The organism is Pseudoalteromonas rubra (genome assembly GCF_001482385.1).
Lineage (GTDB): Bacteria > Pseudomonadota > Gammaproteobacteria > Enterobacterales > Alteromonadaceae > Pseudoalteromonas > Pseudoalteromonas ardens.
The window spans coordinates 3,853,306-3,879,632 of record NZ_CP013611.1 but is presented as its reverse complement, the minus strand read 5'-3'; the positions used below and the strand labels follow the sequence as shown (position 1 = coordinate 3,879,632).

The window sequence follows — 26,327 nt, the reverse complement described above, 5'->3', positions numbered from 1 at the left end:
ATGACGCACCGATAAATCAATTTAAAGTACGAGTAGCTCCCCCTCATACTCATCATCATCGTCTTGTTCCATCCACAGCAGGTGCTCAATGCGTTTGGCCATGCTCTGAATGTCTGAACTTTGGTACAACTCACGCAGTTGCAATGCTGCGCCAAATTCGCTGCGCAATTTATTCAGCAACAGCATCAGGGACAAGGAGTTGCCTCCCAGTGAGAAGAAGCTCTCAACCACGCTGATGTGCTCCTCCGAGGTTTGCAAAACCTCAGACCAAATCTGCACTAAACGCACTTCTGTCTCACTGACCGGCTGCACCGCCACTGAGGAGAGTTCAGTTAGCGATGGTTCCGGCAGCGCTTTCTTATCCAGCTTACCGTTTGCCGACAATGGCCAGTCAGTCATCACCAGATACTGACTGGGCAGCATATACTCAGGCAATTGACCCGCCAGGCTGCGCTTGATTGCTGCCAGCTTGCGTTCATTATCCTGAAGCTGCGACTCACTCGAGGCAAATTTGATCTCATGCATGAGATCAAATTTTACATAAGCCACCAACTGCAGCTGCCCGGCCAACTCTTTCGCCTGCACAACAGCAGAATCGACTTCAGGCAATTGCAACAACTGACTCTCAATATCACCCACTTCAATTCTGAAGCCTCGGATCTTGATTTGCTCGTCAACACGTCCGCAATATTCGAGATAATCTTCGCCGATATACCGAGCCAAGTCACCTGTCTTATACATCAGGTTATATTGCGAATTTTCGTCTTCAAATGGATTGACAACAAAGCTCTTTTGAGTTAGCTCATCTCGATTTAGGTATCCTTTAGAAACACTTGGTCCGGCAATATACAGCTCGCCCATCGCACCTTTAGGAACAAGCCCTAACTCTTTGTTTAGTATATACACTTTGGTATTTGGAAGCGGTCGACCTATGGGCATAGTGGCACCGATTTGGTCACGCTGAGCCGTGACATTCAATGCAATTGCCCCGACGGTTGCTTCTGTCGGACCATAATGGTTATAGATAACACTGTTTGGAAATTTAGCCTGCAGTTGATCATAAAGTTCCAGCGGGAAGGCTTCTCCCCCAATCACAAAGGTATGAGTCAGCTGACAAACCGCTTCGCCCATAAAGGCCACCAGGGCTTTACCATGATGCGGTGTCATGCGCAGCAGGTAAGGCTGCTCCAGCAATTCGTGTTTCATGCTTTCAAAGCGCGCTTCACCAGCCAGAATATTGACTGATGTACCACTGATCAACGGCAGGAATAAGCTAGGTACACTGATATCGAAGGCATAAGACGTGACCAGTAATGACGACTGCGGCTGCGCATAATATCTGTGCTGTACCGACTGCAAGTAGTCACACACATTAGAGTGGCGCAACTGAACGCCTTTTGGTTTACCCGTCGTGCCCGACGTATAGATAACATAGGCCAGATCACCGGCACTGACAGTCTGTTGTGGATTATCCCGCTTACCCTGGTCGCTCAGCTGAGCTTCAAGTGCCGCGACCTCAAGACGTGCACAGCTTTGCGGCAAGGTTGCGATACGCTCAGGGTCGGTAAACACCACGTCTAACTGCGCATCGTCTATGATCTGTTGATTACGATGCAGCGTGTTATGATGATCAAAGGGCACATAGGCTGCACCGGCTTTGAGTACTGCCAGCATAGTGACCAGGATATACTCCGAACGCTCTACACAAATACCGACACGCTGCCCCGGTGCAATCCCATACTGGTCAATCAGATGATGCGCGAACTGGTTACTCAGCGTATTCAGTGCCTCATAACTCAAGGTGCGCTGCGGTCCAGTCAGGGCAATCGCCTGCGGCTGCTGCTGTGCCTGTTGCTCAAACAAAGTATGGATGCACAGCTGTGTGTCATAGTCTTGCTCTGTTTGATTCAGTGATACCAGCAACTCTTGCTGCTCTGCCTGTGACAGCATATTAAGGGTGCCCGGCACCCTGGTCAGCACCTCTTTCGGCTCTGACGCCGTCAGTACGCTCAGTAGCTCACCCAGGTGACGGTTAAGGGTCTCGATACGCGCCGCACTGAACAGGGCTGTGTCATAAGTCCAGCAGATATCGACGCCCGACTCGCTCAGCGCCATATGCACATCGAGATCAAACTTGGCCACCACGGAGTCCTCAGCCAGTGGGCTCAACAGCGCGTCACCCAGAGACAACACAGACTCATCCATCCCCGCATTCAGACCATAATCTGTCTGAGTGCGCAACATGACCTGGAACAGCGGCGTATGTGCCGTGCTGCGTGGCACATTGAGCTGTTCAACCAGTTGCTCAAACGGCACATCCTGATTTGACTGAGCATCGAGGTGCACGTTCTTAACATGTGCCAGATACTCTGCTAGCGTCGCCTGATCAGTATTGACATTCAGCACTAAGGTATTAACAAAGAAACCAATTAATGGCTCCAGCTCGGCCTGAGTACGGTTGGCAACCGGGGTACCTATCACAATATTCTGTGCATTACTGTGTCTGGATAATAGCAATGACAGCGCCCCATGCAGCAGCATAAACGGCGTCAGCCCTTCGGCTTTGGCCAGCGTTGTTAGCCCCTGTGCAACTTCTTTACTGAGCGAGCCTGTTACCTGCGCGCCCTGATGTTGTTTCACTTCCGGACGTGGGTGATCCAGAGGCAGACTGTGCACCGGTGGTACATCGGCCAGCTGTTGCTGCCAATATCCCAGTTGCTGCTCCAGCACTGCCTCACTCAAGTATGCCCGCTGCCATTGTGCATAATCGGCATACTGAATGGTCAGCGGTGCCAGTGGATTGCCCTGACCCTGACTGTAGGCCTGATACAAGGCAACAAACTCTTTTACCAGCACCTGCATAGACCAGCCATCAGAAGCAATATGGTGCATATTAAACAACAGCACCCCACTGCTCTGTGAAGTATGCAGATAACCCGCACGCACCATCACATCTTTCGTCAAGTCAAACGGTTGACTCAATAACTGAGTCATCGCCCCGGCAATCGCCTGTTGTTGCTGTGCTGGGTTGTACATACGGACATCTTCATAACTGAGACTAAATTGTGCCTCATCCAGGATCAGCTGCTCAGCACCGTGCTCACCATCACGATACACCGTTCTGAGCACTTCATGTCGGGCAATGATGGTTTGCAGTGCCGCTTCAACCACGGCCAATTCCAGCTCCCCTTCAACTTCAAAAGCTGCCGGCATATTGTATTGTGCCGAATCACTGTGTAACTGATCGATAAACCATAGGCGTTGCTGGGCGAACGACTGTGGCAATGCACTATACTGGCCTAGTTGCTCATCCTGCATGGTGATTCTGGGCAGGGCTTTAACGCCGTCGCGCACCGCTTGTCCGCGACGAGCCATAATTTCTTCAGCCTGCTCCGCAATCGTTGCGGCATTGAACAGGGTTTTCACTGGCAGCTCGACACCCAGCTGCTCGCGCAGTCCCGCAGCCAGCCTGACAGATAACAGCGAGTGACCCCCTAAGTGGAAGAAGTTCGCTGTGGTACTGATGGTTTCCGGTGCCATGTCCAGCAACTCACCCCAAATCTGACAAATAGCGAGTTCAGTCTCACAGGCTGGTGCCACATATTTACCCTGCAATGCCATGGTATCTGCCTCTGGCAGCGCCTTTTTATTAATTTTGCCGTTGGCTGTCAAAGGCCACTCAGCGACCACCACACCCAACTTGGGCACCATATAGTCAGGCACCTGACTGGCCAGTTCGGCCAAAGCACCTTGAGTAAATTCATTGTCAGATAGCTCGCTAACGGCCTGAGCTGGCTGCAAATAAGCAACCAGATAGGTGCCTATGGCGCCTGTCTTAGCAACCACCAGGGCGGATTCAACACCTGCTTGCTGACTCAGCTGCTGGGCAATTTCACCCAGCTCAACACGGAAGCCGCGGATCTTGATCTGGTCATCAGTACGGCCAATAAAGGCCAGGTTGCCATCAGCCTGATAACGCACCAGGTCACCGGTTCGGTATAAACGCTCAGAGCTGCCGGGCACACTGGCATCATAAAAAGGATTGTCAATGAAACGCTCAGCCGTCAGCTGTGGCTGATTCAGATAACCGCGTGCCAGGCCGTCACCACCGACATACAGTTCACCGGCACAGCCAAATGGCACCAGACTTTGATGCTCATCCAAAATCAGGGTTTGCACATTATACAAAGGACGCCCGATATGAATGCTGTTATCCGTAATTTCACCCACCGTAGCACACACAGAGGTCTCCGACGGACCATAGGCATTAAAGAAGCGATAATGGCGCCTCCAGCGCTCTACAACCTGCTCTTCACAGGCTTCACCCGCCACAATCAGGCACTGCAAGGCTAAGTCTGTTTGTAACGCCATGGTGCTCAACAAGGCCGGTGGCAAGGTTGCGTGCGTAATAGCTTGTTGTTTCAGCACCTCACCTAACTTACCCCCTTCGGTACGAGCCTGCTCATCACAGATCACCAGAGTAGCGCCGTTGAGTAAAGCCATGACCCAATCCCAGGTCGCGGCATCAAAGCTGATTGACGCAAATTGCAATACCCGGCTGGCAGGTGTGATATCGAACAGCACCTGCTGGTTGGCAGCGAGGTTCACCGCCCCCTTGTGGCTCAGCCCCACGCCTTTTGGACGCCCTGTTGAGCCTGAAGTATAAATCACATACGCCAGCGAGTGATTCGATTTAAGAATTCCCAGTGGCTGTTCGTCTGACGCTGCGGCCTCTGACAGGTTGCTGACATTGAGGTTAGCGATGTCTCTGCCCTGACACAAGGCGTCAGTCACTTCAACACCTCGACCATAACTTAGGATCTGAGCGACTTTGGCATCATCAACCATGTATTCCAGGCGCTCCATCGGATAATCCGGATCCAGCGGTAAGTAAGCCCCGCCAGCTTTAAGAATAGCCAGCATCGCAATGATCATATCTGCCGAGCGTTCCATACACAGGCCGACTATCGTATCAGGCACGATTTGGTGCTGCGCAACCAGGTAACTGGCAAGCTGCTCTGCACGCTCGTTCAGCGCCTGATAGCTCAGCACATACTCACCAAATTGCAGCGCCGGCGCGTCAGGCTGCGCCGCAACATGACGCTCAAAAATGCTGTTAATGCAGGCCTCATCATCATAACTACGCTGTGTCTGGTTACGGCCAAAGATCAACTCCTGGCTCTGTTGCTCACTCAGCATCGGCAAACGTGCCACCGATTGCTCAGTCATATCAGCCTGTGCCAGGTTAGTCAGTGTATTCGCCAGGTGACTCATTAAGCTGTCAATGTATTGCGTACTGAATAAGTGGTTATCGAAGTGGATTTTCAGCTTGCCGCCGTGCTCGTTGACTGACATGAAAATGTCCAGATCAAACTTCACCGTGACCTGTGGATCTTCTATCGGCTTAAGTTGCGCATCACCCAGTCGCGTAGACTGAGCTTTTGGTGCATCCAGACCATAATCGTTGTCCGTCAGCAACATAATCTGAAACAGCGGGCTTTGGCTGGTGTTGGTTTCTATGTCCAGGTGCTCAACCAGCTGCTCAAATGGAATATCCTGATTTTCCTGCGCAGCAATATGGGTCTGTTTAACGTGTTCAAAGAAAGCCGCGAGGGTTTTGTCACTGGTGTTCAGTCTCAATACCAGTGAGTTAACAAAAAACCCTATCAGCGACGTCAGATCAGCATGCTGACGGTTGGCCACCGGGGTACCAATCACAATATCATGGCTGTTGCTGTGACGTGAAAGCACAATCGCCAGCGCGCCGTGTAACAACATAAACGGAGTGATCTCAAGGGTGCTGGCCAGCTCGGTCAGACGGCGACTGACTGACTGTGACAAGGTCATCTCCAGTGACTCTCCAGTGTGGTTTTTCATCTCCCCACGGCGTCCCTGTAGCGGTAAACCATGTACAGTTGGCACACCATCTAATTGCTTTTTCCAGTAGTCCAGCTGACTCACCCCTGCATCTCCTGCCAGCCAGTTGCGCTGCCAGTGGGCATAATCAGCATACTGAATGGGCAGGGGTGCCAGTTGGGCATGCTGACCGGACAGATGCGCCGTATACAGGGCCGTAAACTCTTTGACCAGTAATTGCATCGACCAACCATCTGATACGATATGAGGCATATTCAACGCCAGCACACCGCTTTGATCCGACAAGATCAGATAGCGCGCCGATAACATTTGTGCCTCTTGCAGCACAAAAGCGTGTTGACTAAAGGTGATGAGGTTTTGCTCTAAAGCTTCAGCCTGCGCCGACGCCTCCAGGTTACTGAGATCGAAACGCTCTACCTGACAATCGTAAGGAGCCTGTGCCTGTTGATAGATCTCTCCCTGCACCTCTGAATATGAACTGCGCAGTACTTCGTGACGCGCAACTATGGTGTTCAGTGCTGCCTCAACAGCACTCAGGTCCAGCTCACCGCTCACTTCAAACGCAGCTGGCATGTTGTATTGCGCCGAGCCACCCTGTAAGCGGTCGATGAACCACAGTCGTTGCTGCGCAAAGGATGCGGCCATGCGACCATCTTGTGGACGGGCCTGCACCTCTATGCGCTGTGCGGTGTTGCCTCCCTGTGCCTGTTTATGCTCGACCTGTTGTGCCTGGCTGGCGATGCTCGCATGTTCAAACAACTCGCTGATACTGAATTCGACCCCGAAGGCCTGTTTGATTGCCGCCACTAAACGCACCGACAACAAAGAATGCCCACCCAGCTTAAAGAAGCTGCTGTCTACGCTTATCTGGTCCGGCGTTAACTTTAATAGTGAAGACCACAGCTCAACCAGCTGCTGCTCTGTTGCTGTGCGTGGCGCAACGTGCTGGGCCGCGGCTTTTTCCTGCGGGTCCGGCAGTGCTTTTTTGTCCAGTTTACCATTCGCTGTCAGCGGCCAGTTTTGCAGCCCGACAAAGTGGGCCGGTACCATATAGGCCGGTAACTGCTCACCCAGCAGACGCTCACAGTCACTCAACAGAGCACCCAGCTGCGCCGAGTCTTGTGCCTTAATATAGGCGACCAGCTCCGGGCCAGTGGCCAAAGACTTACACAACACCTCAGCGGATTCAACGCCCGAGATTTGCTGTAACTGGCTGCTGATGTCACCCAGCTCCACCCGGAAACCCCGGATCTTAACCTGCTCGTCTATACGCCCTAAAAACATCAGCTCGCCACTGTTTTGATAGCGCACCTGATCGCCGGTGCGATACAAACGCGCCGGGCTGGTCGCATCACTGGGGTCATAAAATGGGTTTTCAATAAAGCGCTCGGCGCTCAGCGTCGGGTTATTCACATAACCTGTGGCCAGACACGGCCCACCGACAAACAGCTCACCCCGGGCGCCCTGTGGCAGGGCATTAAGCTGCGCATCCAGTACATAGGCATAGGTGTTGTCCATGGCCCGGCCAATAGGAAGCTCTGCCGGTAAGTCGGCCTGATTGGCACTGATGTCATACATCACACAGCCCACCGTGGCCTCAGACGGACCATAATGGTTAAACACCTGACTGTCCGGGAACTGGGTTTGTAAGGCCAGTGCCACATCGCGCTCAAAGCGCTCACCGCCAATCACAAACACGTGCTGCACACCTGCAAGCGGCGCCTCCTGCAAGGCCAGTATCCCTTCCACATGATGCGGCGTCATCCGCACCAGTCGTGGCTCATCCGGTTTATTCAAGGCTTTACTCAGGGCCGGTAACAGCTCCTGATTATCCAGCAGTTGCACACTGCCACCACTTAAGAGCGGCAAGTACAAACTCGGGACGCCTATGTCAAAGCCGTGTGACGTCACCAGCAGTGAACCGTTAAGATGGTCGGCATAGTAGCCTTTGAGAGCAAAGTTCAAATAATCCATCAGGGCCCGGTGGCTTATCTCCACGCCTTTGGGAGTACCCGTAGAGCCTGAGGTGTAAATCACATAAGCGGGGCTGTCATGGGCAACCGTTTGCGCGCAAAATTCGGCATCATAGCCACTGAGCCAGTTCGTATCAGTGACATCCTGCTCCAGTAACAGCAGGTCAACCCCGGCATCCGGAACACGGGCGGCCAGTGCGTCACTGACAATCACCCACTCCAGAGCGGCATCAGCGATAATTTGCTGATTGCGGGCTTTGGTGTTGCTGGGTTCAAACGGAATATAAGCTGCCCCGGCTTTGAGTACGCCCAGTAAGCTCACCATCAGGCAGGCACTGCGTGGCATGCACACGCCCACCAAGTCGCCGGGCTCAACGCCCTGTTCCTGCAAACAGTCAGCCAGTTTAGCCGCCTGCGCATTAAGCTGCGCATAGCTAAGTTGTTCGGTGTCACTGAGTACGGCAATCGCATCCGGTGTCAGCACAGCCTGCTGCTCAAATCGCTCAATCAGGCCTGTGGCATCATCCAGACGACACTCACCCGCCTGGGTATATAAAGTCTGAGGCTGATTAAACATCACATCGGCAACACTGGCTGTCGTGATGGTTTGTTGCTGATATGCCTGGGTCAGATTACGGCAGATCTGCTGAAACAAACTGCTCAGCGTGGCAATGGTTTGGGTATCGAATAATTCGTTGTCATACGACCAGTCAATGACCATGTTCTGTTCAGATACACGGGCATGAATATCCAGGTCGCCACGCACCACGACTGTCTCTTTACTCAGCTCAAAGCCTGCAAATCCGGCATTGCTCAGCAAAGCAGCATCCTGGCTTGAGAGTTCGCCCAGCTCAGAGCCCAGTGTAAACTGGATCTGGAATAACGGGCTGTAGTTAGCAGCTCGGTTGATATCCAGCGCTTCAACCAGATTATCAAACGGCAGCAACTGATTGTTCTGCGCCTCTATATGCGTGCGCGCAACCTGCTTCAGATAATCAGACAGCGACTGTGCTCTATCGGTATCCAAACGCAGTACCAGTCGATTCAGGAAGCACCCAATCATAGGATGTAATTGTTCGCTGTCACGATTGGAGATCGTGGTGCCCATTACCACATCCTGATACTGGCCATACTGAGAAAGCGCCAGTGCTAGCGCGCTGTGTAGCAGCATAAAGGGCGTTAGCTTGTATTCCCTGGCAATGCGGTGCAACACGGGTACCAGTTCAGCAGGCAGCGCTTCACTGTATAACTTACCAAAGTTGGCTTTATCTGCCTGACGCGCATGATCCAGCGGCAGACTGTGTAATTGCGCCATACCCGCCAGTTTGTTGCGCCAGTAATCGGTTTGTTGTACGCATTGCTCACCGTTCAGCCAGTCCTGTTGCCAGCTGGCGTAATCCAGGTACTGCAGAGGCAACTCAGCCTGAGGCTGCATACCCCCTTGCAACTGCATATACGCGGTCATCAAATCTTGTTTCAAAATATCTAAAGACCAGGCGTCACAAGCAATATGGTGAATATTGATAATGAGCAAGGCATCTGCGTGCAGTGCGTCAGGGGTGCGGAAGTGATCAACACGGATCATCAGGTCGCTGTCCAGCGCAAAGGGGGCCGCAATGCAGGCCTGGATGTCAGCTTTAAACGTCTGTTCATCGCAGCTGGCACTGTCATGATAGCGAATGCTGATCGACTCGTCGCTCAGTTGCTGCTCAGTGGCACCATCGGCGGCCAACACATAACGACTGCGCAAGATTTCATGCTTTTTCAACACATGATTAAGCGCGCTCTCAAGATGTGCCATAGACACAGCATCGGTCAGGGTGAATGCCAGCGGCATATGGTAATCACTGGAGCCACCGCGCAGCTGATCGATAAACCAGAAACGTTTTTGCGCAGAAGACAAGGGATAGCTTTTCCCGGCTTCACGCACCACAGGCTGAATCGGGTTCACAGCCGCCAGCGGCGCTTGCTGCTGTGACAAATACTCCATCAGCGCTGGCTTATTGTCACGGATCAGGCTGGCCAGCTCCGGGGTTAATGCGCCCTTTTTGGACTCCACCGCAAGACGGTCACCATTAACAGAAAGTAGGATTTGGTTGTTAGTTAATTGATCGATAATTGCTTGTGTGTTCATTAGAATTCTACCCTTTCAATTTGGTCTGCGCTGGCATCGTTAATTTGTTGTTTTAATGCTTGTTGATTACGTTGGCGCTCGATTTGGGCAGCCAGTGTGGCTACCGTGTCGTTTTCAAAAATGGTTTGTACCGTCAGAGATACTTCAAATTGTGTCTGGATCTGAGAGACGGCTTTTAAGATCAGCAGCGAATGCCCGCCGAGATTAAAGAAGCTGGTTGTGACCCCAATGTCCTGCGCTTCGCGGGACAGTAACTGCGCCCAGATTGCAACCAGTTGATGCTCCAGCTCAGTCGTTGGCGCACAGTATTCGCTTTGTTGCATATTGAGTTTGGGCTCAGGCAAAGCAGCCACATCTAGCTTGCCGTTCACTGTCAGCGGCAGTTCATCGACAATGTTCAGGCTGCCTGGCTGCATATACTGTGGCAGTTGCTCTGCCAGCTGATTGCGTATCGCCTGCAAGGTGTCTTGTGGTTCGGCTTCTGAATCGCTCGCATGCAACTTAAGGTAAGCGGCCAGGTGCTGCTCTGTATCAACCTTAAAGACAGTTACAGCGGCATCCTGAACCTGAGGCTGCTGGGCTAAAATCCCGCTCAGCTCACCCAGTTCCACACGAAATCCTCGTAGCTTCACCTGGTCGTCGTTACGACCAATGAAGATCAGCTCCCCCTGGTCGGTGTAACGCACCAGGTCGCCGGTGCGATACAAGCGTGGTGCCTCTATCGCCAAACACTGATCAGCATAAGGGTTGCTGATAAACCGCTCGGCACTGAGCTGAGGTTGGTTCAGATAACCTCGCGCCACACCTGGTCCACCAATGTACAACTCGCCTTCACAGCCCTTAGGCACTAATCCGCCGTCGTCATTGAGTACCAGCAAAGTGTTATTGACATTAGCCTTGCCTATGGTGACAAGCTCAGCGCCCGACGCCGCATGCAAACGTGATGTGGTCGCCGTTATCGTTGCTTCTGTCGGTCCATAACTGTTGAACAAAGTCACTGTAGGTGCTGCGCTAAAGAAGCGCTCCATGTGGGTTTGCCCCATGGCTTCACCACCGATGATCACCGCACGCAGTGTTGCAATGGCAAATGCCCCCTCCATATCGGTCATTTGCTTCCAGAACGCGGTTGGCAGGCTCATTACTGTAACTTGATGCGTGCTACAAAATGCGTTGAACGCCGCTGCGCTGCCAAGGCACTCTTCATTACGCAGTACCAGAGAGGCTCCCTGGCACAAGGCCCCAAACAACTCTTCAACAAAAATATCGAAGCTCATGGTTGAGAACTGCAACATCACATCCTCAGCGGTCAACTCATATTGCGTGCGACAGTGACATTGATAATTGACCAGCGAGCTATGCTCCACTGCAACCCCTTTAGGTTTCCCGGTGGAACCTGAGGTATATATGACATAGGCCAGGTTGTTACCGGACACTTCTACCTGAACAGGGTTGTCCTGCGGATACCCACTGAGGTCAAGCGACGCAATATCTATGGCTGTGCCACCAAGCTCTGTCATCAGTCCAGCAGCTACGCTCAAGCCAGTGTCGTAGCCAAGGATGTGCTGCAACTTCGCATCTGATGCCATGTGACTCAGGCGACTGTTCGGATAGCTTGGGTCGAGCGGTACATAGGCACCACCGGCTTTCAGTATCGCCAGAATGCTCACCACCATCTCCACAGAGCGGCTACTACACACACCCACCAAAGTTTCTGGTGTCAGCTGATGCTCGTTCAGCAGGTAGTGCGCCAGTTGATTAGCGCGCTGGTTCAGCGCACCATAGCTAATGTGTTGCTCGTTAAAGACCAATGCAGTGGCGTCTGGCGTGGCCTGGGCTTGCTGTTCAAATAATGTATGTATGCACTGTGTCGCATCAAAACTTTCTACCTGCTGATTAAAGGTCACCAGCAACTCGTGTTGTTCTGCCCCTGACAGCATGGTGAGTGCGCCTGGTGCCTGTGCGAGTAATGTCTCAGTCGTCTGTTGGGCAAACGTTGTCAGCAATGTGCAAAGATGACGACTCAGGGTTTCAATCCGCTCTTGGCTGAACAGTGCCTTGTCATAGGTCCAGCAGATATCCACTCCGGTATCACTCAGCGCCATATCTATATCGAGATCAAACTTGGCAATCACGGCGTCATCAGCCAGGGGACTCAATTGTGCGTCACCTAGCGACCAGTTGTTGTCTATCGACTGATCGGTGACCCCATAATCCGTGGTGGTTGTCAGCATCACCTGAAACAGTGGGGTGTAAGCACTGCTACGTGGCACATTGAGCTGCTCTACCAGCTGCTCAAATGGCACATCCTGATTTGACTGGGCATCCAGATGAACTGCTTTAACGTGCGCCAGATAATCAGCCAAAGTGGCCTGTGCAGTGTTTACATTCAGCACCAGCGTGTTGACAAAAAAGCCAATCAGAGGAGCAAGCTCTGCTTGCATCCGGTTTGCTACCGGCGTGCCAATCACAATGTCTTGGGCATTACTGTGTCTGGATAGCAGCAGTGATAGCGCACTATGGAGTAACATAAATGGTGTCAGCCCCTGCGCTTTTGCCAGCGCCGCCAGCCCCTGAGCGACCTCAGTATTGAGTGTACTTTTAACCTGGCCACCCTGATGCTGCTTGACGTCCGGACGAGGGAAGTCCAGAGGCAGACTGTGTACTGCCGGCAATTGTGCCAGTTGCTGTTGCCAGTAACCCAGCTGCTCGTCTAGCACGCCATCTTCTAAATAGGTCCGTTGCCACTGCGCGTAATCTGCGTACTGAATAGTCAGAGGTGCCAGCGGATTCTCCTGTCCCTGACTGTAGGCAAGGTAGAGTGCAACAAATTCTTTGATCAGTACCTGCATTGACCAGCCATCGGAGGCAATATGATGCATGTTGAACAACAGCACTCCGCTGCTTTGTGAGGTCTGAATATAGCCTGCACGCATCATCACCTCACAGCTGAGGTCAAACGGCTGACTCAGCTGTTGCGTCATCGCCCCGGCAATCGCCTGTTGCTGCGCCGTCTCACTCAGCATGCGGACATCCTCATAACTGAGCTCAAAAGATGCCTGCTGGCGAATCACCTGAGCATCATCGCGATACACGGTTCTGAGTACTTCATGACGGTCAACGATGGTCTGCAACACAGCCTCAACCACAGTCAGATTCAGTTCGCCCTGAACATGAAAGGCCGCCGGCATATTGTATTGCGCCGAGCCTTGGTTGAGCTGATCGATAAACCATAAGCGCTGCTGAGCAAAAGACAGTGGCTGGAGACTGTGCTGACCCAATTGCGGGTCTGTCAGCATAACTCTGGGCTGGGCAGTGATCTCTGCACGTATCGCCTGTCCCTGGTGGGCTTCAACGGCTTTGGCCTGCTCAGCCAGGGTGGAAACGTTAAACAGCGTTTTCACTGGCAGCTCAACCGCCAGCTCAGCGCGCAATGCAGCGGCCAGCTTGACGACCAGCAGTGAATGTCCGCCCAGTTCGAAAAAGTCTGTCTGTGTGCTTATCTGGCTGGCTTCTACACTGAGCAGCTGCGCCCAAATCTCACATACCGCCTGCTCTGTGTCTGTTTGCGGCGCTACGTAACGGCCCTGCAGTGCGGTGGCATCCACCTCCGGCAGCGCCTTTTTGTTGATCTTGCCACTGGCTGTCAGCGGCCACTCAGGGACCACCTGACCCAGCCTCGGCACCATGTATTCCGGCAAACGCTCTGCCAGGCTCGTCAGTGCAGCCGTGATGAAGTCGGTGTGCTCAGCCTCATCCAGCATCTGAGCCGGATGAACATAAGCCACCAGATACAGGCCGTTGGCGCCGCTTTTCGCCAGCACCACCGCGCTGTCGATGGCCGCCTGACGACTCAGCTGCTCGCTTATCTCGCCCAGCTCCACCCGGAAGCCTCGGATCTTCACCTGATCGTCTGCGCGTCCCACAAAGGCTAAGTTGCCGTCCGCCTGATAGCGCACTAAGTCGCCCGTGCGGTACAGGCGCTTTGAGCTGCCTGCCACTTTGGCATCATAAAATGGATTGTCGATGAAGCGCTCGGCACTCAGCTGTGGCTGATTCAGATAACCCCGCGCCAGCCCGTCACCGCCCAGGTATAGCTCCCCGGTGGTGCCATACGGCAGCAGCGCCAGCTTATCATTGAGGATGAACGCCTGACTGTTGTTAATCACCCGTCCGATACTCGGCGCCTCATCCAGGGGCTGAGTAAAGCGCGCACAGGTTGAATAAGTGGTGTCTTCTGACGGACCGTAGAGGTTATACACCCGCTCACAGTGCTCACCGGCGAGTAACTGATTCACCACATCGCGGCCCAGCGGCTCGCCTGCCAGGTTCACCACCCGTACACCCGCCGGAATGCCTCCCTGCTCCAGCAGCGCTTTAATCGCCGAGGGCACCGTATTGATTAATGTGACCTCCACCGGCGTCGTCAGCAAACTCAGGGCGCTGTCGACCAGCACACAGCTGCCACCACGGGTCAGAGGTAAAAACAGTTCAAAGGCCGACAGGTCAAAGTTGATTGAGGTGCTGCATAGCATCCGCGCATAATCTTCACGGCTATATTCGGTGTCGGCCCAGCTCAGTAATGCATTGACATTGCGGTGGCTGATGGCCACGCCCTTAGGTTGACCAGTCGACCCTGAGGTGTAAATGGCATAGGCCAGCTTATCCCCGCCAGGCGCCGTCAGCGCCGGGTTGTGCTGCGCATAAGCGCTCAGTGTCAGCGTCTCAATATCCACGGCTGTCCCGCCCTGCTCTGCCATCAGCGCCTGTGCAACCGGCAGACCTGCGTCATACGCCAGAATGTGTGTCAGCCCGGCATCTTTGGCTATATAGCCTAACCGGCTGCCCGGATAGCTCGGGTCCAGCGGCACATACGCCCCACCGGCTTTTAATATCGCCAGGATACTCACCACCATCTCAATCGAGCGACTGCTGCACACGCCCAATGGCGTTTGCGGTGTCACCTGATGTTCGCTCAGCAGATAATGCGCCAGCTGATTGGCGCGCTGGTTCAGCATCTCATAGCTGATATGCTGCTCGTTAAAAATCAGTGCCGTTGCCTGTGGCGTACGCTGTACCTGTTGTTCAAATAAGCCATGAATGCTCTGCGTGGTATCATAACTGAGTGCGTTGTCGTTCAGTGTTAACAGCAGCGTGTGTTGCTCGGCTGCCGACAACATCGCAAGGTTATCCGGAGAGTGCGCCAGCAAAGTGGCCGGAGCCTGCTGTGCCAGGGTCGTCAGTAAGGTACCCAGATGACGGCTCAGCGTCTCAATCCGGGCAGCGCTGAACAAAGCCTTATCGTAGGTCCAGCACATCTCTACCCCGGTATCGCTCAGTGTCAGGTCGATGTCCAGGTCAAACTTGGCAATCATCGCATCCTCAGCCAGCGGGCTCAGCTGCGCCTCGCCTAAAGACCAGCCCTGATTACTGACCTGCTCCGTTACGGCATAGTCGGTGCGGGTTGTCAGCATCACCTGGAACAGCGGCGTATAGGCACTGCTACGGGGCACATTCAGCTGCTCAACCAGCTGCTCGAACGGTACATCCTGATGTGACTGAGCACCTAAATGGACGGCTTTTACATGGGCCAGGTAGTCTGCCAGGCTCGGCTGGTCGGTGTTGACGTTCAGCACCAGGGTGTTAACAAAAAAGCCTATTAGTGGTGCCAGCTCGGCCTGCATGCGGTTGGCCACCGGTGTCCCGATGACGATGTCCCGGGCATTACTGTGTCTGGACAGCAACAGCGACAAGGCCCCGTGCAGTAACATGAAAGGCGTCAGCCCCTGTGCACTGGCAAGTGCACTCAGCCCCTGCGCCACTTGTGCACTGAGGGTGCTTTTCACCTGGCCACCCTGATGCTGCTTAAGTGCCGGACGCGGGTAGTCTAACGGCAGACTGTGCACAGAAGGCAAGTCAGCCAGTTGCTGCTGCCAGTAACCCAGCTGCGTACCCAGCACCTCGTGATTTAAATGGGTGTGCTGCCACTGCGCGTAGTCTGCATACTGAATGCTCAGCGGGGCCAGCGGGTTGTCCTCGCCCTGGCTGTATGCCTGATAGAGTGTTGTAAATTCGTTGATCAGCACCTGCATTGACCAGCCGTCGGAGGCAATGTGGTGCATATTGAACAGCAGCACGCCGCTGCGCTCAGTGGTCTGAATATAGCCTGCACGCACCATCACCTCGCGGGTCAGGTCAAACGGCTGGCTCAGCTGTTGCGCCATCGCCCCGGCAATCGCCTGTTGCTGCGCCGTCTCGCTCAGCGCCCGCACATCCTCATAACTCAGAGTGAAGCCGGCGTCCTGACGGATGATCTGCGCGTCATCGCGATACACAGTTCTGAGCACCTCATGACGGGCAATGATGGTTTGCAGGACGGCCTCAACCACCGTCAGGTCCAGCTCGCCGTCAACCGCAAAGGCCGCCGGCATATTGTATTGTGGTGTGCCCTGCTCCAACTGGTCGATAAACCATAAGCGCTGCTGAGCATAAGACAACGGGGCAACACGATGCTGACCCAGCTGAGGGTCATCCTGCATCACTCTGGGCTGGGCTTTAATGTCCTCGCGCAGTGTCTGTCCCTCGGCCGCAGCAACCGCTTTGGCCTGCTCAGCCACGGTGGTGGCATTGAATAACGTGCTCAATGGCAGCTCCACTGCCAGCTGTGTGCGCAGTGCGGCGGCCAGCTTAACCGATAACAGGGAGTGTCCGCCCAGTGCAAAGAAACTCGCAGTGGTGCTGATCTGTGTCGCATCAAGGTGCAGTAATTCAGCCCAGATCTCACACACTGCCTGCTCAAGGTCGGTTTGCGGGGCAACGTAGTGGTCCTGCGCCCCCGGGTCCACCTCTGGCAGCGCCTTTTTATTAATTTTACCGTTGGCGGTCAGTGGCCAGTGTGGGATCACCCGGCCCAGTTTAGGCACCATGTAATCGGGTAAACACGTTGCCAATGCGCTCAGTGCCGCACTGATAAAGTCAGAATGGGCTGCCTCGTCCAGCGCCTCTGTCGGCTGAACATAGGCTACCAGGTAGGTGCCGTTGGCCGCGCTTTTCGCCAGTACCACGGCACTGTCGATGGCCGCCTGACGGCTCAGCTGCTCGCTTATCTCACCCAGCTCTACCCGGAAGCCACGAATTTTAACCTGATCGTCTGCCCGGCCCACAAATGCCAGCGTGCCATCGGCCTGATAGCGCACTAAGTCGCCGGTGCGGTACAAGCGTGTTGAACTGCCTGCCACCTCAGGGTCATAAAAGGGGTTATCAATAAAGCGCTCTGCACTCAGCGCAGGCTGGTTCAGGTAACCTCGTGCCAGCCCGTCACCGCCCAGGTACAACTCACCGGTTGCGCCATACGGCAGCAGCGCCAGCTGGTCATTCAGAATAAACGCCTGGGTGTTGCTGATCACCTGGCCGATCCCCGGCGCATGGTCGATTTCCTGGGTGAAGCAGGCACAGGTTGAGTAGGTGGTGTCTTCCGACGGGCCATAAAGGTTATAGACCCGCTCGCAGTGTCCGTCGCGCAGTAACTGATTAACCACGTTGCGCCCCAGCGGCTCACCGGCCAGGTTCACCACCCGCACGCCAGCCGGAATGCCTGCCTGCTCCAGCAGGGCTTTAATGGCCGACGGCACCGTATTGATCAGGGAAACCTCAACCGACTGCGTCAGCAGGCTCAGGGCATTGTCGACCAGTACACAGGTGCCGCCGCGAGTGAGGGTAAAAAACAATTCAAACGCCGACAGGTCAAAGTTGATGGAGGTGCTGCACAGCACCCGGGCATAATCCTCGCGGCTGTAGACCGTGTCAGCCCAGCTCAGCAGTGCATTGATGTTACGGTGGCTGATCGCCACGCCCTTAGGTTTACCGGTCGACCCCGAGGTATAAATGGCGTAGGCCAGATTATCGCCCTGATGTGCCACCGGTTGGTAAGGAGTGGAGACAGCGGCATCATTCAGCGTAGCCAGACTCAGCGTGTCGGTGGCTAAGCCTTGCAGGATGACCGGGTTATCGGTGAGGGTCACGACCGGCTTTGCATCGTCAATGATCTGTGCCAGTCGGGCACTGGGGTAGCTCGGGTCGAGCGGTAAATAGGCGGCACCGGTTTTCAGGATGGCCAGTATGGCCATCACCATCTCGGCATGTCGCTCAGTGCTGACGCCCACCATGCTATCGGCGTTGAGTGTATAGTGTTGCTGCAAGTACGCAGCAATGCGATTGGCACCGGCATCCAGCTGGGCATAGCTCAGCGTGCGACCGCCGGGCATATCAATGGCGATGGCATCCGGTGTTAGCTGGGCCTGACGGCTGATTTGTTCGTGCAGGCTGAGCTCAGCGTTATAAGCCAGTGTCTCGCTTTGTACATCATACACCAGGTGTTGGCGTTCCTGCTCACTCAACATATCGATCTGCTGCGGCGACTGTTGACTGAGCGAAGCCAGGTTTTGTGGCACAAAAGCAGCAATAAGCTGACTCAGATGCGTACTGAGCTTGGTAATAAAGTCGGCGGTAAACAGGTGACTGTCATACACCCAGTTCAGCGCCAGTCCCTGAGCGTTAAAAACCAGGTTGATGTCGAGGTCGAATTTGCTGCTGGTCACAGGTAAGGCTTGCTGCGTTAACTGCACATCAGCAACATTAAACTGCGTACTCACTGGCTGAGCAGGCGTACCCTCTACCGTCAGCAGGATCTGAAATAATGGCGCATGAACCTGACTGCGTGAGATTTGAAGTCCTTCAATCAGCTGATCCAGAGGCAATTCCTGATTCGCCAGCGCCTGCTGATTGATACTTTTAACGTGCTCAAAATACTCAGTCAGAGTGTCAAATTCCGTCGACACTCGCAGTGGCACGGTATTGACAAAAAAGCCCTGCAACGACTGCAGTCCGCTTTGCAGCCGGTTCTCAACCGGGGTGCCGATGACGATATCCTGGCTATGACTGTGTCTGGCGACCACCAGAGACAATAAGGCATGTAAAAATGCAAATGGACTTAACTGCAATGCTTCAGCACTGTCAGCAATGGCTTTGGCCTGATGTTCAGGTAATTGCTGCGTGAATTTTTGCGCTGGATGTTGATAAGTGTCTCTCTGTCCCGTCACAGGCAAAGTGTGTACTTCTGGCGCATCGGCAAGCTGCTTCACCCAATAGTCCAGCTGAGTTTGATAATGTGTCCGGGCGTCATTTTGTTGCCAGTGCGCATAATCAATATAATGTAATGGCAGTGGCGCCAATTCAGGCTCCCGGCCTGCAACCAGTGCACTATAGGTGTGAGAAAACTCCTTCACCAGCAGCGCCACGGAATAGCCATCCGACACAATATGATGCAGGTTGAACATCAACACGCCCTGCTGCGGGGAAAGGGTGACGTAATGTACCCGGATCAAGCTATCTGTACTTAAGTCAAAAGCGTAAGCGGCCTCTTGTGCCAGCAAAGCGTCCAGCTGTGTTTGCTGCGCCGGCGCTGTCAGGTCACTCAGGTCGTGCGTAGACACAAGCTGTGCCGGTGCGCTCACCAACTGTTGTTTGCCTTCCCCTTCCACCTCAATAAACCGGGTGCGCAGTACTTCATGACGCGCCACTATGGACTGCATGGTTTGCTCTAGTACCGCCTGGTCAAACTCACCCGATACAGTGAATGCCGCCGACATATTATATTCGATACTATTGCCCTGAAGCTGATCAAGAAACCACAAGCGTTGCTGTGCTGATGATAATGGAAAGTGCGCCTGCGTCCGCCCAACTGGCGTGATCACAGGGGCCTGAGAAGCGCTGGCGTATAGCCCCAACAGATACTGTTTTAGTTCGTCTTTTCTTGCTATTAGCTGTTGTTTCAGCGCTGTATCCAGGGCTTTTGGAAGATGTAGCTTCACTTCGCCTTGGTGGTGCTGTGCACTGGCGCCCTGCTCCAGCAAAGCGCGGTATAATTCTTGGATCATCATAGGGTAAATTCCTCGAAGTCGGATGCAGCGGGACTGTGCGTCGTGTCACTGGCATGCAAAGTGAAGATGTCGTCGATATGGCGACTGATGTTGGCGACGGTCATTTGCTGATATAAATCCTGAATGGCCAGGTTGATCGCAAAAGTGTCGTTAAGTCGGGTTACCAGGCGCATCACAAGCAGTGAATGTCCGCCCAGCTCGAAAAAGTCTGTCTGTGTGCTTATCTGGCTGGCTTCTACACTGAGCAGCTGCGCCCAAATCTCACATACCGCCTGCTCTGTGTCTGTTTGCGGCGCTACGTAACGGCCCTGCAGTGCGGTGGTATCCACCTCCGGCAGCGCCTTTTTGTTGATCTTGCCACTGGCTGTCAGCGGCCACTCAGGGACCACCTGACCCAGCCTCGGCACCATGTATTCCGGCAAACGCTCTGCCAGGCTCGTCAGTGCAGCCGTGATGAAGTCGGTGTGCTCAGCCTCATCCAGCATCTGAGCCGGATGAACATAAGCCACCAGATACAGGCCGTTGGCGCCGCTTTTCGCCAGCACCACCGCGCTGTCGATGGCCGCCTGACGACTCAGCTGCTCGCTTATCTCGCCCAGCTCCACCCGGAAGCCTCGGATCTTCACCTGATCGTCTGCGCGTCCCACAAAGGCTAAGTTGCCGTCCGCCTGATAGCGCACTAAGTCGCCCGTGCGGTACAGGCGCTTTGAGCTGCCTGCCACTTTGGCATCATAAAATGGATTGTCGATGAAGCGCTCGGCACTCAGCTGTGGCTGATTCAGATAACCCCGCGCCAGCCCGTCACCGCCCAGGTATAGCTCCCCGGTGGTGCCATACGGCAGCAGCGCCAGCTTATCATTGAGGATGAACGCCTGACTGTTGTTAATCACCCGTCCGATACTCGGTGCCTCATCCAGGGGCTGAGTAAAGCGCGCACAGGTTGAATAAGTGGTGTCTTCTGACGGACCGTAGAGGTTATACACCCGCTCACAGTGCTCACCGGCGAGTAACTGATTCACCACGTCGCGGCCCAGCGGCTCGCCTGCCAGGTTCACCACCCGTACACCCGCCGGAATGCCTCCCTGCTCCAGCAGCGCTTTAATCGCCGAGGGCACCGTATTGATTAATGTGACCTCCACCGGCGTCGTCAGCAAACTCAGGGCGCTGTCGACCAGCACACAGCTGCCACCACGGGTCAGAGGTAAAAACAGTTCAAAGGCCGACAGGTCAAAGTTGATTGAGGTGCTGCATAGCATCCGCGCATAATCTTCACGGCTATATTCGGTGTCGGCCCAGCTCAGTAATGCATTGACATTGCGGTGGCTGATGGCCACGCCCTTAGGTTGACCAGTCGACCCTGAGGTGTAAATGGCATAGGCCAGCTTATCCCCGCCAGGCGCCGTCAGCGTCGGGTTGTCCTGCGCATAAGCGCTCAGTGTCAGCGTCTCAATATCCACGGCTGTCCCGCCCTGCTCTGCCATCAGCGCCTGTGCAACCGGCAGACCTACGTCATACGCCAGAATGTGTGTCAGCCCGGCATCTTTAGCTATATAGCCTAACCGGCTGGCCGGATAGCTCGGGTCCAGCGGCACATACGCCCCACCGGCTTTTAATATCGCCAGGATACTCACCACCATCTCAATCGAGCGGCTGCTGCACACGCCCAATGGCGTTTGCGGTGTCACCTGATGTTCGCTCAGCAGATAATGCGCCAGCTGATTGGCACGCTGGTTCAGCATCTCATAGCTGATATGCTGCTCGTTAAAAATCAGTGCCGTTGCCTGTGGCGTACGCTGTACCTGTTGTTCAAATAAGCCATGAATGCTCTGCGTGGTATCATAACTGAGTGCGTTGTCGTTCAGTGTTAACAGCAGCGTGTGTTGCTCGGCTGACGACAACATCGCAAGGTTATCCGGAGAGTGCGCCAGCAAAGTGGCCGGAGCCTGCTGTGCCAGGGTCGTCAGTAAGGTACCCAGATGACGGCTCAGCGTCTCAATCCGGGCAGCGCTGAACAAAGCCTTATCGTAGGTCCAGCACATCTCTACCCCGGTATCGCTCAGTGTCAGGTCGATGTCCAGGTCAAACTTGGCAATCATCGCATCCTCAGCCAGCGGGCTCAGCTGCGCCTCGCCTAAAGACCAGCCCTGATTACTGACCTGCTCCGTTACGGCATAGTCGGTGCGGGTTGTCAGCATCACCTGGAACAGCGGCGTATAGGCACTGCTACGGGGCACATTCAGCTGCTCAACCAGCTGCTCGAACGGTACATCCTGATGTGACTGAGCACCTAAATGGACGGCTTTTACATGGGCCAGGTAGTCTGCCAGGCTCGGCTGGTCGGTGTTGACGTTCAGCACCAGGGTGTTAACAAAAAAGCCTATTAGTGGTGCCAGCTCGGCCTGCATGCGGTTGGCCACCGGTGTCCCGATGACGATGTCCCGGGCATTACTGTGTCTGGACAGCAACAGCGACAAGGCCCCGTGCAGTAACATGAAAGGCGTCAGCCCCTGTGCACTGGCAAGTTTACTCAGCCCCTGCGCCACTTGTGCACTGAGGGTGCTTTTCACCTGGCCCCCCTGATGCTGCTTAAGTGCCGGACGCGGGTAGTCTAACGGCAGACTGTGCACAGAAGGCAAGTCAGCCAGTTGCTGCTGCCAGTAACCCAGCTGCGTATCCAGCACCTCGTGATTTAAATGGGTGTGCTGCCACTGCGCGTAGTCTGCATACTGAATGCTCAGCGGGGCCAGCGGGTTCTCCTCGCCCTGGCTGTATGCCTGATAGAGTGTTGTAAATTCGTTGATCAGCACCTGCATTGACCAGCCGTCGGAGGCAATGTGGTGCATATTGAACAGCAGCACGCCGCTGCGCTCAGTGGTCTGAATATAGCCTGCACGCACCATCACCTCGCGGGTCAGGTCAAACGGCTGGCTCAGCTGTTGCGCCATCGCCCCGGCAATCGCCTGTTGCTGCGCCGTCTCGCTCAGCGCCCGCACATCCTCATAACTCAGAGTGAAGCCGGCGTCCTGACGGATGATCTGCGCGTCATCGCGATACACAGTTCTGAGCACCTCATGACGGGCAATGATGGTTTGCAGGACGGCCTCAACCACCGTCAGGTCCAGCTCGCCGTCAACCGCAAAGGCCGCCGGCATATTGTATTGTGGTGTGCCCTGCTCCAGCTGGTCGATAAACCATAACCGCTGCTGAGCATAAGACAACGGGGCAACACGATGCTGACCCAGCTGAGGGTCATCCTGCATCACTCTGGGCTGGGCTTTAATGTCCTCGCACAGTGTCTGTCCCTCGGCCGCAGCAACCGCTTTGGCCTGCTCAGCCACGGTGGTGGCATTGAATAACGTGCTCAGTGGCAGCTCCACTGCCAGCTGTGTGCGCAGTGCGGCGGCCAGCTTAACCGATAACAGGGAGTGTCCGCCCAGTGCAAAGAAACTCGCAGTGGTGCTGATCTGTGTCGCATCAAGGTGCAGTAATTCAGCCCAGATCTCACACACTGCCTGCTCAAGGTCGGTTTGCGGGGCAACGTAGTGGTCCTGCTGCCCCCCCGGGTCCACCTCTGGCAGCGCCTTTTTATTAATTTTACCGTTGGCGGTCAGTGGCCAGTGTGGGATCACCCGGCCCAGTTTAGGCACCATGTAATCGGGTAAACACGTTGCCAGTGCGCTCAGTGCCGCACTGATAAAGTCAGAATGGGCTGCCTCGTCCAGCGCCTCTGTCGGCTGAACATAGGTTACCAGGTAAGTGCCGTTGGCCCCGCTTTTCGCCAGTACCACGGCACTGTCGATGGCCGCCTGACGACTCAGCTGCTCGCTTATCTCGCCCAGCTCCACCCGGAAGCCGCGAATTTTAACCTGATCGTCTGCCCGGCCCACAAACGCCAGCGTACCATCGCTCTGATAGCGCACTAAGTCGCCGGTACGGTACAAGCGTGTTGAACTGCCTGCCACCTCAGGGTCATAAAAAGGGTTATCAATAAAGCGCTCTGCACTCAGCGCAGGCTGGTTCAGGTAGCCTCGTGCCAGTCCGTCACCGCCCAGGTACAACTCACCGGTTGCGCCATACGGCAGCAGCGCCAGCTGGTCATTCAGAATAAACGCCTGGGTGTTGCTGATCACCTGGCCGATCCCCGGCGCATGGTCGATTTCCTCGGTGAAGCAGGCACAGGTTGAGTAGGTGGTGTCTTCCGACGGGCCATAAAGGTTATAGACCCGCTTGCAGTGTCCGTCGCGCAGTAACTGATTAACCACGTTGCGCCCCAGCGGCTCACCGGCCAGGTTCACCACCCGCACGCCAGCCGGAATGCCCGCCTGCTCCAGCAGGGCTTTAATGGCCGACGGCACCGTATTGATCAGGGAAACCTCAACCGGCTGCGTCAGCAGGCTCAGGGCATTGTCGACCAGTACACAGGTGCCGCCGCGAGTGAGGGTAAAAAACAATTCAAACGCCGACAGGTCAAAGTTGATGGAGGTGCTGCACAGCACCCGGGCATAATCCTCGCGGCTGTAGACCGTGTCAGCCCAGCTCAGCAGTGCATTGATGTTACGGTGGCTGATCGCCACGCCCTTAGGTTTACCGGTCGACCCCGAGGTATAAATGGCGTAGGCCAGATTATCGCCCTGATGTGCCACCGGTTGGTAAGGAGTAGAGACAGCGGCATCATTCAGCGTAGCCAGACTCAGCGTGTCGGTGGCTAAGCCTTGCAGGATGACCGGGTTATCGGTGAGGGTCACGACCGGCTTTGCATCGTCAATGATCTGTGCCAGTCGGGCACTGGGGTAGCTCGGGTCGAGCGGTAAATAGGCGGCACCGGTTTTCAGGATGGACAGTATGGCCATCACCATCTCGGCATGTCGCTCAGTGCTGACGCCCACCATGCTATCGGCGTTGAGTGTATAGTGTTGCTGCAAGTACGCAGCAATGCGATTGGCACCGGCATCCAGCTGGGCATAGCTCAGCGTGCGACCGCCGGGCATATCAATGGCGATGGCATCCGGCGTGAGCAGTGCCTGACGACTGATTTGTTCGTGCAGGCTGAGCTCTGTGTCATAACTAAGTGGGCTGGCCGAACGTCCCAGCAACCTTTGCTGCTCCGCCGGGCTCGAAAATGGCAAGTCGGTCAGCGCACAATCGAGGCCATGCTCACCCAGATAGGCCAGTGCGCGTTGATATCTTTGCTCTATGGCATCAATATCAGCCTGAGCAAAGTAACGATGGTTGAAATCAATTTGTAGTTCCAGGTCAGTGTCATTGTTATCCCATACCGTCAGAGTGAATGGGATCTTTTCAGCATTGGCATTGAGGTAATGAAAACGTGCAGCCTGATTTGAAAAGTGAATATCGGCAAAATCCAGCGTCAGATAGTTAAAGCTAAAATCAAAGAAGCTACCCTGCTCACCACTGTGTTGCTGGTCTTTGAGGAGCTGGCCCAGTGGATACTTCTGGTGTCTGTAGGTTGCTTTTTGCGTCTGTGCGACCTGTTTCACCAGCTCACTCATAACATCCACGCCTTGCGTTGAAATCAGCAATGGACTAATGCTGGTAAAGACCGACAGTTTTTGTTTTTGCAGCGCCGTTTTACGGTTGTGGCTCGGATTACCAAACAATAGGGTTGCCTGATTGGTATGCAAAGAAAAGTAGTAAGCCAGCGTTGCCAGTAACACCTGAGCGGCCCCTAACTTATGACGACCAGCATGCGCATTCAGGCTATCGAAAACCGTTCTGGAAAGTGGATAAATGGCCCGGGTACTGCGTTGTTGATCTGTATTATCAAAGTAACCTTCAGGCAGGCGTTCGCCCTGATAATCATCGAGATACGCTTGCCAAAATGCAGCATCTTTTTGATACTTAGCACTCTCACGATAAGTATTATCTAACTGTGCGATCTCATCGAGCGATAACCTGGCATCGTCCTGTGTTTGCTCACCGTTATACAAATCAGCCAGCTGCTGAACCCAGATCGCAAATCCGAAACCATCCATAGCGAGGTGATGACTTAAGCCAACATACCAGTGCTGTTGCTGAGATATTTTAAGCACGAAGCCTCTGGCCAGCTGCGTATCAAACACCGCCTGAGTGCGAGCAAACTGCGTTTCGAGCCAGGCCTTAGCACTGCGCTCAGCGTCTGCTTCGGCACTAAAGTCGATCACCGGCAGGCTGTCATCCAGGTCCTGGCTCAGATAAGCGGTGAATTCCTCTCCTTGCTGACTAATACGCATTTGAAATGCTTCATGACTGTGAATCAGTGCTTTATGTGCCTGTGCCAGTTGGGTGCAGTCAATGTTGTCGCACACGATATAGCCACCAATGTTGTAAATAGGGCTATCCGGGAAATAGAGCTGATCTAATAGTATGTCGCGCTGCGAAGCGGTTAATTGCCATTGAGAGTGTGTCATC

The 26,327-nt window shown here is 54.4% G+C and carries 3 protein-coding genes; all 3 read right to left on the bottom strand.

Annotation, left to right across the window (positions count from 1 at the left end):
- Positions 1-21: 21 nt before the first annotated feature.
- The 3 genes from AT705_RS16820 to AT705_RS16810 are packed head-to-tail and all read right to left on the bottom strand — an operon-like array spanning position 22 to position 26,326.
- Positions 22-9,984 (bottom strand): non-ribosomal peptide synthetase, encoded by a 9,963-nt coding sequence (locus AT705_RS16820; protein WP_058797441.1) that lies wholly within the window; start codon positions 9,982-9,984, stop codon positions 22-24.
- Positions 9,984-19,919 (bottom strand): non-ribosomal peptide synthetase, encoded by a 9,936-nt coding sequence (locus AT705_RS16815; protein ID WP_058797440.1) that lies wholly within the window; start codon positions 19,917-19,919, stop codon positions 9,984-9,986. Before AT705_RS16815 ends, AT705_RS16820 begins: the two co-directional genes overlap by 1 nt.
- The gene (locus tag AT705_RS16810) at positions 19,916-26,326 is read right to left on the bottom strand and encodes a non-ribosomal peptide synthetase (protein ID WP_058797439.1); all 6,411 of its coding nucleotides are present in this window, start codon (positions 26,324-26,326) and stop codon (positions 19,916-19,918) included. Before AT705_RS16810 ends, AT705_RS16815 begins: the two co-directional genes overlap by 4 nt.
- Position 26,327: the final 1 nt, after the last annotated feature.